This is a genomic window from Fulvimonas soli (assembly GCF_003148905.1).
In the GTDB taxonomy this organism is placed as follows: domain Bacteria; phylum Pseudomonadota; class Gammaproteobacteria; order Xanthomonadales; family Rhodanobacteraceae; genus Fulvimonas; species Fulvimonas soli.
This window is the reverse complement of the sequence record NZ_QGHC01000002.1, coordinates 143,769-156,394: the sequence shown is the minus strand read 5'-3', so window position 1 is coordinate 156,394 and position 12,626 is coordinate 143,769. Positions and strand designations below refer to the sequence as shown.

The following is a 12,626-nucleotide window of genomic DNA, read 5'->3' as shown; positions in this document are numbered from 1 at the left end:
CAGCGCTCGCTCAGCCCTGCGCCCCGCCCTCCACCCGGCGCAGGAACACCGCCATCTCCTTCTCCGCCTGCTTGTCGCCGCGCTGCCGCGCGACGGCGATGCCCTGCCGCCAGGCCGCGGCGGCGCCCGCCGCGTCGCCGGCGGCCTGGCGCGCCTTGCCGAGCAGCTTCCAGGCGGCCGAGTAGAGCGGGTCGAAGCCCACCGCGCGCTGCAGTTCCTCGGCGGCCGCCGCCGCGTCGCCCGCCTGCAGCAGCGCGTTGCCCAGCGAGAAGCGCAGCAGCGCGCCGTCGCGCGGGCCGCCGCATTGCGCGCGCAGGCCGGCGATCAGCGCCCCGCCGCTCATGGCGAGGCGCGCAGCCCGCCGGCGCGCGGGTAGAAGCGCGGCGGCTGCGCCGGCTCGGGCGGCGCGTGCCCGGCCTGCAGGCTGGCCAGCGTCGCGGCCGGCCAGACCACCAGCCAGGACGAGCGGAACGGCTGCACCAGCAGCGCGTAGCGCATCGCGTCCGCGCCGGGATGGTTGAGGTGGGTGACCACCAGCCCGTCCGGATGGGCCTGGGCGAACGCCTGCAGCGAGGCGTCGTACTGCAGGCGCGCGAGCGGCCGGGTCAGCCGCCCGGCGAAGTGGAACTGGCCGTCGTAGCCGCCGACGATGCCGATGGCGCGGCCGCTGCCGTCGGCGGCGCGGAGCAGGTCGGTGGCCGGGCGCAGGTCGTAGTTGGGCCACAGGGTCAGGGTGAACAGCGTGTTCATCGCCAGCGTGCCGGCCAGGCCGGCGAAGGCGAGCCGGCGCATCTCGCCGCGGCCGCGCAGCAGCAGCAGCAGGCCCAGCAGCAGGAACACCACGCTGAAGGAGCGGCTGTAGAGCGAGGCCGCGTCCAGCCATTCGCCGTGCAGCCGGCCGCTGGCGACCAGGTCGGGCAACGCGAACAGCAGCGCGGCGAGCAGCAGGCCGCCCACGCCCAGCGGCCAGGTGCCGAGCCAGCCGTTCGCGCCCAGCCGCGGGTGCCGCTCGCGCAGCAGCGCCACCGCGGCGGCGATCAGCATCACCCCGCCGCCGAACTCCGGCAGCGGGTAGTAGGCCTGCTTGCCGCTGACCAGCGAGAAGGCGACGAAGTTGGGCAGCAGCCAGCACAGCAGGAAGCGCAGCCCCGGCTCCAGCGGCCGGCGCAGCATCGCCAGCGCGGCAGTGGCGCGCGGCCAGGCGCTGAGCGGGAACATCAGCACCGGCAGGCACAGCAGGTACCACCAGAACGGCTGCGCGTGGTTCTGCAGCGTGTCCGGCGGCGCCACGCCGTCGACCACGCGGCCGGCGGTCTGGGTGAAGAACAGCCGGTGCCGGTAGGCCTCGCCGCCGCTGAAGCCGGCCGGCAGCGCCCAGGCCAGCAGGATCGCCAGCCCCAGCAGCACCGCCAGCAGGCCGCGGCCGTACCAGCGCGCGCGGTGTTCGCGCGCCCACTCGCTCCACAGCGGGCCGAGCAGCCAGGGGAACGCCACGTGCAGCAGCATCACCGGCCCCTTGGTCAGCAGGCCGGCGCCGAGCAGCAGGCCGAACAGCAGCCAGCGCGGCTCCGCGCGCCGCGGCGAGGGCGTCAGGCACAGCAGCGCGCCCAGCACCCACGCCGCCAGCAGCACCTCGTACATGATCTGCAGGCCGAACAGGAAGGCGTAGGACAGCGCCATCAGCAGCCACGGCGTGGCCTTGGCGATCCACGGGCGGTCCGGGAACAGCCGCCGCGCCAGCGTCGCCGCCAGCACCAGCTGGATCGCGCCGAAGGCCACCTCCAGCACGCGCGGCCACACGTCGTTCACCCCGAACGCGAACCAGCCGGCGTGGATCATCCAGAACAGGAGCGGCACCTTCTCGCTGTACGGCTCGCCGTTGATGTACGGCACCAGCCAGTGGTGCTGGCTCCACATCTCCCAGGCCACCGCCAGCGTGCGGGTGGAGAACAGCGGCATCGGCCCGTGCGAGAAGATCGCCAGCAGCGCCGCCGCGCTCCACAGCGGCAGCCAGGGCCAGAGGGCGCGCAGGTGTTCGGAACGGGTGTAGGCGGACACGGGCGTCGTCGGCAGCAAGGATGGGGCAGTTTAACCCGCCCTCGCCGGGCGGCGGCTGGTCCGCGGACCCGCCGGCGCCCCGTTCACGCGGCTCTCCGGGGCGGGGGCGCCTCGCGCGACGGCGGCGCGCCCGCGCGGCGGAAGGCGGGCGCGGCGGACCGCCCCTGGCCGGCTCAGCCCGGCAGCAGCGCGCGCACGTCGCGCGCGCTCTGCCAGCGCCGCCACAGGTTGAGCGGCTTGCGCGCGAGCGGGCCGTCGCCGCCGTCGAGCAGCCGCTGCGTGGCGGCCAGCACGCGCTCGCTGGAGCGGCCGTCGCGGTAGGGATGGATCGCCGCCGCGTGCGCGGCCAGCGCCTCGCGCAGCGCCGGCGGCAGCTGCAGCGCGCGGCCGATCGCGGCGTCCACCTCGGCCGGCGCCTGCACGTCCAGCATGAACGGCTTGGGCCGGCGGTTGCGCACGGTCACCACCGGCTTGAGCTGCACCGCGAACTCGTCGATCACCGAGGAGGTGTCGCACACCAGCACGTCGGCGGCGCGCAGCATGTCGAGCAGACGGTCGGATTCGAGGAAGCGCGCGTGCGGGCCTTCCAGCGCGCGGTACTGCGCGAACAGCTCCGGGTCGCACTTGGGATGCAGGGTGAGCAGCCAGTGGCGGTCGCCGCGCGCGACGAGCGCGCGCAGGGTGTCGAGCATCGCGCGCGCCGAGCTCAGCGACTCGGTGAAGGTGGCCGCGTACATCGCCACCGGGCGACCGTCGCGCGGGTTGAGGTCGGCCGCGCCGGCGGGCGGCGCGAACAGCGGGTCCAGCTTGGGCCAGCCGGTCTCCTCCACCGCGAAGTAGCGGTGCTCGCGCGCCAGCGCCCGGAACGGCGCGGTGGTGGCCGGCCCCTGCGTGCAGTACAGGTCGAAGAAGCCGCGCAGGCGGAAGTGGCCGCGGTCCGGCTCGCGCTTCTCGGCGTTGAAGCCGTGGAACACCTGCACCTTGGCGCCGGGGAAGGCCGGCGCCACCCAGTTGGCCGCGCAGTACACCGCGTCGGGCTTCAGCGCGCGCACCGCGCGCATCGAGCGCAGGCGCGGCTCGTCCTCGCGCAGGTAGGCGGCCACCGCCCCGGGCACCACCCAGCCCACGCGCTGCCCGGCGCGGCGCGCGGCCGCGGCCAGCGGGCGCAGGATCGGCAGGGCGTACAGCTCGGTGGCGAACAGCAGGCAGGCGTCCACATCGGCGGCGTCGGCAGGGCACGGGCCGCGATTATGGCGAATCCCGGCCGTGTGCGAGTCCCTCGCAAAAGACCGGCGCATCCCTTGTGCGGGCTTTTCAAAAGCGCGCGCCCCGGCCATGCTGCACGTCGGCGTGGCCGCTGCCCGCGGCCGCGTCTGTCCGGATACCCAAGCCCTTGCCGCGCATGAACCGCGTCCCGCTCTCCGCCTGCATCATCACCTTCAACGAGGCCGACCGCATCGACGACTGCCTGGCCTCGCTGGCGTTCTGCGACGAGGTCGTGGTGGTCGATTCCGGCTCCACCGACGGCACCCGCGAGCGCGCGGCGGCGCGCGGCGCGCGCGTGCTGGAGCGGCCGTTCGACGGCTTCCGCAGCCAGAAGGCCTACGCGGTGGCGCAGGCCCGCCACGACTGGGTGCTGTGCCTGGACGCCGACGAGCGCGTGGGCGCGGAGCTGCGCGCCAGCATCGAGGCGGCGCGCGCGGCGGGCTTCGCGGGCGCGGCCGGCTACCGCTTCAACCGCCTCAGCGAGTACTTCGGCGCGTACCTGCGCCACGGCAACGCCTATCCCGACCGCGTGCTGCGCCTGTTCGACCGCCGCCGCGGCGGCTGGCGCGGCGGCCGCGAGATCCACGAGGCGGCCAGCGTCGACGGCCCGGTGGCATGGCTGCGCGGCGACCTGGAGCACCACCCCTACCGCTCGCTCAGCGAGCAGCTGGCCAAGCAGGAGCGCTACGCGCAGATGATGGCCGAGCACCTGCACGCGCAGGGCAGGCGCGCCACGCTCGGCAAGATCCTGCTCAACCCGTGGTGGCGCTTCGTGCGCGGCTACGTGCTGCGCGGCGGCTTCCTCGACGGCTGGCGCGGGCTGGTCTACGCGCTGGTGCGCGTGGAGTACGTGCGTCGAAAGTTCGTGAAATTGTGGCTGCTGCAACACGGCCTGCGGCCGTAGGCCTTACACTGGCCCGACAGGCGGTTCCCCCGGTGGGCTGATCTTCAGCCGCGCCGCCGCATGATCCCAGTTCCGAACCGGCAGGCCGTTGCCCGATGGGAGCGACGGAAAAGGGGGCTGCTCTACAGGTTGTCTGCGTGGCGAGGTGGTTGTGACGGTGGCACGGCATGGATTGAAGGACCTGGCGGGGCTGGGCACGCAGGGCGGAGGAAGCTCTCCCGCGCTGCCGCTTGCGCGCGACGCGCGGCCCGGCCCGGCCGCGCTGTGCATGGCGGCGGTGCGCGCCTGCCTGTCCTGCCGCGAGGCGGTGCTGGGGCTGGGCCTGGCCTGGCTGATGGTCGGCATGCTGCTGATGCCGGCCGGCGTCTCCTACAACCCCGGCCGGCTGTACCAGTTCACCCTGGCGGCGCTGCTCTACCTGCCGGCGTTGTGGTTCGCCCTGCGCGATCGCGCGCGGCTGTGGCGCGAGCTGTGGCCGCTGCCCGCCTTCCGCGCGTTCCTGCTGCTGCTGGGCTGGGCCGCGCTGTCGCTGGCCTGGGCGCAGCTGCGCCATCCGGGCGACGAGTTCGGCCGGCTGTGCACGGTGCTGCTGTTCGTGCTCGGCTGGCATGCCTGGGCCGGCGCCGCGCCGCATCGCGCCGCCCGCCTGCTGGCCGTGGTGGCCTGGGGCATGGCGCTGTGCGCGCTGGCCTACAGCATCGTCTTCCTGGCGCAGGGCCACGACGAGGACGACCGCATCGTCGGCGAGGGCGTGGTGGCCACCGCCAACTACGCCGCCGCCGCGATGGGCGCGGCCTGCGTGTGGCTGGCGCAGTTCCCGCAGCGCCGCTGGCCGCGGCGTGCGGCGACGTGGGTGGCGATGGCGATGCTGCTGCTGTTCGTGGGGCTGACCCAGAGCCGCGGCGTCTGGCTCGCGCTGGCGGCCTGCGCCCTGCTGGCGCCGCTGTGGTGGCCCGGGCGCACGGCCCGGATGATCGCCGCGCTGGTGCTGCTGGCGGTGCTGGCGGCGGTGCTCTGGCCGCTGCCGATCCTGCTGGAGCGCGGCGCCTCGTACCGCCCCGAGATCTTCCGCCAGGCCCTGCACCTGATCGCCGCGCATCCCTGGCTGGGCCTGGGCCAGGGCACGCCGTTCGTGATCGAGGCGGGCGGGCAGCAGCTGACGCACAGCCACAACGTGCTCACCCAGACCGCGATCGAGCTGGGCCTGCCCGGCCTGGCCCTGCTGCTGCCGCTGTGGGCGCTGACCGCCTGGAGCGGCTGGCGCCACCGCGCCGAGCCGCTGGGCCGGGTGGTGCTGGCGCTGTGGGTGTATGCCAGCGTGGCGCTGCAGTTCGACATGCCGCAGCTGCTGGACAGCCCGCGGCCGGGCTGGCTGCTGATCTGGCTGCCGTTCGCGCTGGCGCTGGGGCTGGAAGCGCGCGACCGGGCACGGCGGGCGGCGCCCGCTCGCGTAGACTAGCGGCCCTTGGCGCCGCCGCCGCGCGGCATTCCGGCTGCAGGATTTCCATGAGCAGAGTATTGGTCACCGGCGGCGCCGGCTTCCTGGGCTCGCACCTGTGCGACCGCCTGCTGCGCGACGGCCACGACGTGCTGTGCGTGGACAACTTCTTCACCGGCAGCAAGCGCAACGTGGCGCACCTGCTCGACGAGCCGTACTTCGAGCTGATGCGCCACGACGTCACCTTCCCGCTGTACGTGGAGGTGGACCGCATCTTCAACCTGGCCTGCCCGGCCTCGCCGGTGCACTACCAGCACGACCCGGTGCAGACCACCAAGACATCCGTGCACGGCGCGATCAACATGCTGGGCCTGGCCAAGCGGGTGAAGGCGCGCATCCTGCAGGCCTCCACCAGCGAGGTGTACGGCGACCCGGAGGTGCACCCGCAGCGCGAGGACTACTGGGGCCGGGTCAACCCGATCGGCTTCCGCTCCTGCTACGACGAGGGCAAGCGCTGCGCCGAGACGCTGTTCTTCGACTACCACCGCCAGCACGGCATGGACATCAAGGTGGTGCGCATCTTCAACACCTACGGCCCGCGCATGCACCCCGACGACGGCCGCGTGGTGAGCAACTTCATCGTGCAGGCGCTCAAGGGCGAGGACATCACCATCTACGGCGACGGCAGCCAGACGCGCAGCTTCTGCTACGTGGACGACCTGATCGAGGCGATGGTGCGCATGATGGAATCCGGGCCCGGCTTCACCGGCCCGGTGAACATCGGCAACCCGGTCGAGCACACCATGCTGCAGCTGGCCGAGAAGGTGCTGGCGCTGGTGGGCGGCAGGTCGAAGCTGGTGTTCCGCCCGCTGCCCGCGGACGACCCGCGCCAGCGCCAGCCCGACATCACGCTGGCGAAGGACAGGCTCGGCTGGCAGCCGACCGTCGGCATCGACGACGGCCTGCGCGAGACCATCGCCTACTTCCGGCGCCTGCTGGAGGCCTGAGGATGCCGCTCGCCCTCTCGGTGGTCGTCACCAACTACAACTACCGCGAGTTCGTCGCCGAGGCGGTGGACGGCGCGCTGGCGCAGACGCGCGCGCCGCACGAGGTGATCGTGGTGGACGACGGCTCCGCCGACGGCTCGCCGGAGTACCTGCGCGAGCGCTACGGCGCCGATCCGCGCGTGACCCTGCTGTGCGGCGAGAACGGCGGCCAGCTCGCCGCCTTCCAGCGCGGCCTGGCCGCGGCCACCGGCGAGGTGGTGTGCTTCCTCGACGCCGACGACCGCTGGGGGCCGGACTACCTGCGCCAGGTCGGTGAACTGTTCGAGGCGCGCGCGGACGTCGACTTCGCGTTCTCCGACGTGCGCCTGGTCGGCAACGAGTCCGGCGTGCAGGGCCACGGCCCGGAAGCGGCGGACCTGGGCTACACCGTGCTCGGCACCTGGGTGCGCATGCGCTGGTACGGCGCGCCCACCTCGGCGCTGGCGCTGCGCCGCGCGCTGGCCGCGCGCGTGCTCGACCTGCCGCGCGATTTCGTGGCGAACTGGCGCCTCTCCGCCGACAACTGCCTGGTGTTCGGCGCCAGCGTGCTGGGCGCGCGCAAGTACTACCTGCCCACCGGCCAGGTGGACTACCGCATCCACGGCCGCAACGGCTGGTGGCACCAGCAGGCGCGCATGCGCGAGTTCGCCGCGCAGTTCCGCTCGCGCTGCCTGGTCAACCACTACGCGCAGCGCATGGGGCTGGACGCGCACGCGCTGGACCTGGCCAAGGCCGAGTTCAAGTCGCGCGCGCGGCCGAGCTGGGACGACGCCTGCGTGTACGCCGACATCGCCATGCGCGGCCCCGCGCCGTGGTGGAAGCGCAGCGAGCGCGCGCTGGCGATCCTGCTGCGCGGCCTGCGCGCGCGGCGCGGAACGAAAGCGGGCGCGTGAGCGTCGAGCCATGCGCGCCAGCCTGATCGTGCTCACCTACAACTGGCCCGAGGCGCTGGACCGCGTGCTCGCCGGCGTGGCCGCGCAGGCGCGCCTGCCCGACGAGGTGATCGTGGCCGACGACGGCTCCGGCGAGGCCACGCGCGCGCTGGTCGGGCGCTGGGCCGCGCGCTTCCCCGTGCCGCTGCGCCACGTCTGGCAGGAGGACCAGGGCTTCCGCGCCGCGCGCGCGCGCAACCGCGGCATCGCCGCCTGCCGCGGCGACTACGTGATCCTGATCGACGGCGACATGCTGCTGCACCCAGCCTTCGTCGCCGACCACCTGGCCTTCGCCGAACGCGGCTTCTTCCTGCAGGGCGGGCGGATCAAGGCGACCGCGGCGGAGACCGCGCGCCTGCTGGCCGGCAAGCGGCCGGTGTTCGCGCCGTGGTCGCCGGCCGACTTCGCCGCCTTCGACGGCACCCGCCGCCACTACGCCTTCCGCGCGCCCTGGCTCGCGCGCTGGAAGGCGCGCAGCCGCCGCGGTGGCCGGGTGATGAGCTGCAACATGAGCTTCTGGCGCGAGGACCTGCTGCGCGTCAACGGCTTCGACGAGCGCATGGAAGGCTACGGCGCGGAGGACCGCGAGCTGGCCGCGCGCCTGGGCAACGCCGGCGTGCGCCGCCGCCAGCTCAAGTGGGCGGCGCTGGCGGTGCACCTGGAGCACGCCTCGCGCGCGCAGCCGGACGTGGACGACATGAGCCTGCCCAACAACCGCCTGTTCCGCGCCACGCTGGAGCAGCGCATCGTGCGCTGCGAGCGCGGCATCGACGCGCACCTGGCGGAGTTCGCGCCGTCGACGGAGGGAAGCTAGGGTTTTCCGATTCGCGGCGCGTGCTCTCCCCCGTCGTCACGCTCCCCTTGTCGTCATCCCGGCGGAAGCCGGAATCCAGTGAAATGCGGCGTGCGAAGCACACGAAACAGATTTCGTGCGCTTCGCGCGGGATTACCTGACTGGATTCCGGCTTCCGCCGGAATGACGGTGAGGGTGGGCCGGATGGCCGGGTGGTTCGAGCGCACACCCGGATCGACACGGTTACTCGCCGCGCAGCGCCTCGCGCAGGCGTTGCGGGAAGGCGTCGCGGTTGGCCTCGAACCAGGCGCGCGCGGCGGCGCCCAGCCGTTCGGTTTCGGCGGCCTCCATCGCTACGCAGCGCTCGATTGCCGCGCGCATGGCGTCCTCGTCGAAGCCGTAGAGCGTGGCGAGGTCCTGCCGGCCGACCGCGTGCGCCGCCACCAGCACGCCGCGCGCGGGCGTCACCAGCTCGTGCATCGGCGGCGCGTCCAGCGTCACCACGACGGCGCCGCAGCTCATCGCCTCGACCAGGTAGTGGCCGTAGCCCTCGGTCTGCGAGGGGCACAGGTGGAAGCGGTGCTCGTTCTGCAGGCGGCGGTAGGCGTCGTCGTCCAGGTGCTCGCGCAGCAGCCGCACGTTGGCGGGCACGGCGTCCAGCTCCACCCGCTTGCGCCGCCACACGACGGTCAGCGTGGGCCATTCCGGGTGCCGCGCCCATAGCCGCAGCAGCGCCGCGGTGCCCTTGTTGTTGCTGCGGCCGGGGCCGTGGAAGAAGGCGTGGCGGCGCGGCACCGAGGGATCGTTGCGGTCCGGGCTGGCGAAGCCGATGTAGCGCGTGCGCGCGCCCAGCGCCTCGATCAGCGGCGCTGCGTGGCGGGTCTTCACCCACACCTCGTCGATGCCGCGCAGCGCGGCGCGGTCCTTCGCGCGGAAGTACTCGGGGTTGGGCACCAGCACGTTGCGCCGCGCCGCGCGCGCGAATTCGGGGCGGACGCGCTCCAGCATCAGGTTGAGGTCGTAGCGCGGCGCGCCGGCGGCGAGGCGCAGGCGGGTCAACGCTTCGGCGAGGCGGCCGCGATGCGGCAGGCCGCGCGCGTCCACCGCCGCGCCCGCCCCGCGCAGCGCGGCGGCGAACAGGGCGAGGTCGCGCGACAGCCCGGCGCCGTTGTCGCGGCCGAGCAGCTGGATGCGGGGAGCGGGCGTGGGCATGGCGTCAGGCCGCTTTCCCGAGGACGGCGTAGTACATGCCGTCGAGGTCGTCGTCGCCGGGCAGGAGCTGCCAGCCCACCGCGGCGGCCTGGCCGGCCGGCAGCGCGAACGGCAGCGCGCATGCGTCGGCGTGCGCGGCGAGGAAGGGCGCGACCACGCCCTCGTTCTCCGCGCGCAGCAGCGAGCAGGTGGCGTAGACCAGCCGGCCGCCCGGCGCGAGCAGCGGCCACAGCGCGTCGAGGATGCGCCGCTGCTGCGCCGCCAGCGCGGCGATGTCGCGCTCGCGCCGGTGCAGGCGCACGTCGGGGCGGCGGCGCAGCACGCCGCTGGCCGAGCAGGGCGCGTCGATCAGGATGCGCCCGAACGGGCGGCCGTCCCACCACGCGGGCGGGTCGCCGGCATCGCCGACCGCCACCTGCGCCGACAGGCCGAGCCGGTCGAGGTTCTGCGCGATGCGCCGGGCGCGCGCGGGATCGGATTCCAGCGCGACGAGCGCCACGTCGGCGCGCTCGAGCAGGTGGCAGGCCTTGCCGCCCGGCGCGGCGCAGGCGTCCAGCACGCGCTGGCCGCCGCGCGCGTCGAGCAGGTCGGCGGCGACCTGCGCGGCGCCGTCCTGCACCGCGAACCAGCCCTCGGCGAAGCCGGGCAGGCGGGTGACGTCGGTGCTGTGCGGCAGCACGACGGCGTCGGCGAGCCAGGCGTGCGGTTCGGCCGTCTGGCCGTCCGCGCGCAGGCGCTCGAGCAGCGCCGCGCGGGTGGTGCGGCGACGGTTGACGCGCAGCGTCAGCGGCGGCTCGCGGTTGTCGGCGGCCATCACCGCGTCGGCCTGCGCGGGCCAGTCGCGCGCGATGGCCCGCGCCAGCCAGGCCGGATGGGCGTGGCGGGTGCGCGGGTCGGCGTCGAGCGCGGCCAGGTGCGTGGCGCGCTCGCGCTGCCAGCGGCGCAGCACGGCGTTGGCCAGCCCGGCCAGCCGCGGGCGCTTGAGCGCGCGCGTCGCCTCCACGGTGGCGGCCACCGCGGCGTAGTCGGCCAGTTCGAGGATCTCCAGCTGCACCAGGCCGAGCACCAGCAGGGCGTGGACCTCGGGCTCCTTCTGGCGCAGCGGCTGGTCGAGCAGGCGGTCGAGCGCGGCGTCGAAGCGCGGCCACCAGCGTGCGCCGTCGCTCAGCAGGGCGGTCAGCAGGGCGCGGTCGCGCGGGTCGGGCAGCTTCGGCGCGTGGCGCTCCATCGCCTCGCGCAGCGAAACGCCGCGCAGCGCGACCCGCGCCAGCGCCTGCGCGGCCAGCGCGCGCACGTCGGCGCTCATGCTTCTTCACTCCCTCTTCCCGCCGGGAAGAGGGCCGGGGTGAGGGGACGGGGCTTGCGGCAGCGCAACCTCGTGCGTCGGTCTGGTGTCTGGCTCTTGCTGCTGGCGGGCCATCGCGGCCGGGGGCCGCTCCCACAAATGGATCGGGAGGCGGGCGCAAGGGTCGGCCCCTCACCCCGGCCCTCACCCCGGCGGGGAGAGGGAGCAAGCGCGGCGCTCACCGCGGCGCCCCGCGCAGCTCGGGGCGCGCGTTGAGGTAGTCGGCGGCGCTGATGCGCCTGCCGCCCGCGCGCTGCACGACGGTGACGCGCAGCACGCCCTTGCCGCAGGCAAGCTCGATGCCCTCGCGGCCGGCGGCGAGCACGCTGCCCGGCGCGGCCGCGTGCGGCCGGTCGAGCGCCTGCGCGGCCCAGATGCGCAGCGGCTCGCCGGCGATCTCGCCCTCGGCCACCGGCCACGGGTCGAAGGCGCGCACCTGGCGCTCCAGCTCGATCGCGGGGCGGGCGAAGTCCAGCCGCGCCTCGGCCTTGTCCAGCTTGTGCGCGTAGGTGACGCCCTCGGCCGGCTGCGGCACCGCGGCCAGCACCTCGCCGGCCTGCGTGCGCGCCAGCCCCTCGGCCAGCGCCTCGGCGCCCAGCGCGGCGAGGCGGTCGTGCAGCGTGCCGCCGGTGTCGTCGGGGCGGATCGGGGTGCGCTTCTCCAGCAGCACCGGGCCGGTGTCCAGGCCGGCCTCCATGCGCATCAGGTCCACCCCGGTCTCGGCGTCGCCGGCGAGGATCGCGCGCTGGATCGGCGCCGCGCCGCGCCAGCGCGGCAGCAGGCTGGCGTGCACGTTCCAGCAGCCCAGCCGCGGGATCGCCAGCACCTTGCGCGGCAGGATCAGGCCGTAGGCCACCACCACCATCAGGTCCGGCGCGTAGGCGGCCAGCCGCGCCTGCACCTCGGCGGATTTCAGCGACTCGGGCTGCTCGACCGGCAGGCCGGCTTCCAGCGCCGCCTGCTTCACCGGGCTGGGCGCGAGCCTGCGGCCGCGCCCGGCGGGACGGTCGGGCTGGGTGTAGACGGCGACCACCTCGGCGCCGCTGGCGCGGCAGGCGGCCAGGCAGGGAACGGCGAACTCGGGCGTGCCGGCGAAGACGACGCGCAGGCTCAAGCGCTGGCCGCCTGCTTGCGCTGCTTCTCCATCCGCTTGAGCAGCAGCGAGCGCTTGAGCGGGGAGAGGTAGTCCACGAACACCTTGCCGGCCAGGTGGTCCATCTCGTGCTGGATGGCCACGGCCAGCGGGCCCTCGGCCTCGTAGGTGAACTCCTTGCCGTCCACGTCCTGCGCCCTGACCTTCACCTTCAGCGCGCGGGTGACGTCGGCGTAGATGCCGGGGAAGGACAGGCAGCCCTCCTGGTAGACCTGCGCGCCGTCCTTCTCCAGGATCTCGGCGTTGATCAGCACCAGCGGCCGGTTGCGCTCCTCGCTCATGTCGATCACCAGCACGTGCTGGTGCACGTTGACCTGGGTGGCGGCCAGGCCGACGCCGTTGGCGGCGTACATGGTCTCGAACAGGTCGGCCACCAGCTGCTTCAGGCCGCCGTCGAACGCGGTGACCGGCGCGGCCCTGGTGCGCAGGCGCGGATCGGGGAACTCGAGAATGCTGAGCACGGACATGGGGATTCACCT

At 74.4% G+C, this 12,626-nt stretch carries 12 protein-coding genes; 5 read left to right on the top strand and 7 right to left on the bottom strand.

The window, feature by feature from the left end; all coding sequences use genetic code 11:
* Positions 1 to 10: 10 nt before the first annotated feature.
* The 3 genes from C7456_RS02850 to C7456_RS02840 all read right to left on the bottom strand — a co-directional run bounded on the left by C7456_RS02850 (position 11) and on the right by C7456_RS02840 (position 3,275).
* Complete coding sequence (locus C7456_RS02850) at positions 11 to 343, bottom strand: hypothetical protein (protein WP_109722256.1); 333 nt, start codon at positions 341 to 343, stop codon at positions 11 to 13.
* Positions 340 to 1,917 (bottom strand): ArnT family glycosyltransferase, encoded by a 1,578-nt coding sequence (locus C7456_RS02845; RefSeq protein WP_425454614.1) that lies wholly within the window; start codon positions 1,915 to 1,917, stop codon positions 340 to 342. The genes C7456_RS02850 and C7456_RS02845 overlap by 4 nt, the downstream gene beginning before the upstream one ends.
* Positions 1,918 to 2,231: 314 nt before the next feature.
* Positions 2,232 to 3,275, bottom strand: coding sequence for a CDP-glycerol glycerophosphotransferase family protein (locus tag C7456_RS02840; RefSeq protein WP_109722254.1), 1,044 nt, complete (start codon positions 3,273 to 3,275; stop codon positions 2,232 to 2,234).
* 185 nt (positions 3,276 to 3,460) lie between these two features.
* On the opposite strand from C7456_RS02840, the gene C7456_RS02835 reads away from it, so the two are divergent.
* The 5 genes from C7456_RS02835 to C7456_RS02815 all read left to right on the top strand — a co-directional run bounded on the left by C7456_RS02835 (position 3,461) and on the right by C7456_RS02815 (position 8,458).
* A complete protein-coding gene (locus tag C7456_RS02835; protein ID WP_109722253.1) occupies positions 3,461 to 4,228 on the top strand; it encodes a glycosyltransferase family 2 protein in 768 nt (255 codons plus the stop codon).
* 157 nt (positions 4,229 to 4,385) lie between these two features.
* Positions 4,386 to 5,687, top strand: a complete 1,302-nt coding sequence (locus C7456_RS02830) for an O-antigen ligase family protein (protein ID WP_139942934.1) — start codon at positions 4,386 to 4,388, stop codon at positions 5,685 to 5,687.
* A 47-nt stretch (positions 5,688 to 5,734) separates the two neighbouring features.
* Positions 5,735 to 6,673, top strand: a complete 939-nt coding sequence (locus C7456_RS02825) for a UDP-glucuronic acid decarboxylase family protein (RefSeq protein WP_109722251.1) — start codon at positions 5,735 to 5,737, stop codon at positions 6,671 to 6,673.
* 2 nt (positions 6,674 to 6,675) lie between these two features.
* The gene (locus tag C7456_RS02820; protein ID WP_109722250.1) at positions 6,676 to 7,605 is read left to right on the top strand and encodes a glycosyltransferase family 2 protein; all 930 of its coding nucleotides are present in this window, start codon (positions 6,676 to 6,678) and stop codon (positions 7,603 to 7,605) included.
* Between the two features lie 10 nt (positions 7,606 to 7,615).
* Positions 7,616 to 8,458, top strand: a complete 843-nt coding sequence (locus C7456_RS02815) for a glycosyltransferase family 2 protein (RefSeq protein WP_109722249.1) — start codon at positions 7,616 to 7,618, stop codon at positions 8,456 to 8,458.
* 222 nt (positions 8,459 to 8,680) lie between these two features.
* Here the strand turns inward: C7456_RS02815 and C7456_RS02810 are convergent, their stop codons facing one another.
* The 4 genes from C7456_RS02810 to def form a co-directional block, all read right to left on the bottom strand.
* Positions 8,681 to 9,649, bottom strand: a complete 969-nt coding sequence (locus tag C7456_RS02810) for a glycosyltransferase (protein WP_109722248.1) — start codon at positions 9,647 to 9,649, stop codon at positions 8,681 to 8,683.
* A gap of 4 nt (positions 9,650 to 9,653) precedes the next feature.
* Positions 9,654 to 10,955, bottom strand: coding sequence for a 16S rRNA (cytosine(967)-C(5))-methyltransferase RsmB (rsmB, locus tag C7456_RS02805; RefSeq protein WP_109722247.1), 1,302 nt, complete (start codon positions 10,953 to 10,955; stop codon positions 9,654 to 9,656).
* Between the two features lie 217 nt (positions 10,956 to 11,172).
* Positions 11,173 to 12,102 carry a methionyl-tRNA formyltransferase gene (gene fmt / locus C7456_RS02800; protein WP_170120164.1) on the bottom strand — a complete coding sequence of 310 codons (930 nt, stop codon included), beginning with the start codon at positions 12,100 to 12,102 and terminating at the stop codon, positions 11,173 to 11,175.
* Positions 12,103 to 12,104: 2 nt separating this feature from the next.
* Positions 12,105 to 12,614 carry a peptide deformylase gene (gene def / locus C7456_RS02795; RefSeq protein WP_109722245.1) on the bottom strand — a complete coding sequence of 170 codons (510 nt, stop codon included), beginning with the start codon at positions 12,612 to 12,614 and terminating at the stop codon, positions 12,105 to 12,107.
* Positions 12,615 to 12,626 lie beyond the last annotated feature (12 nt).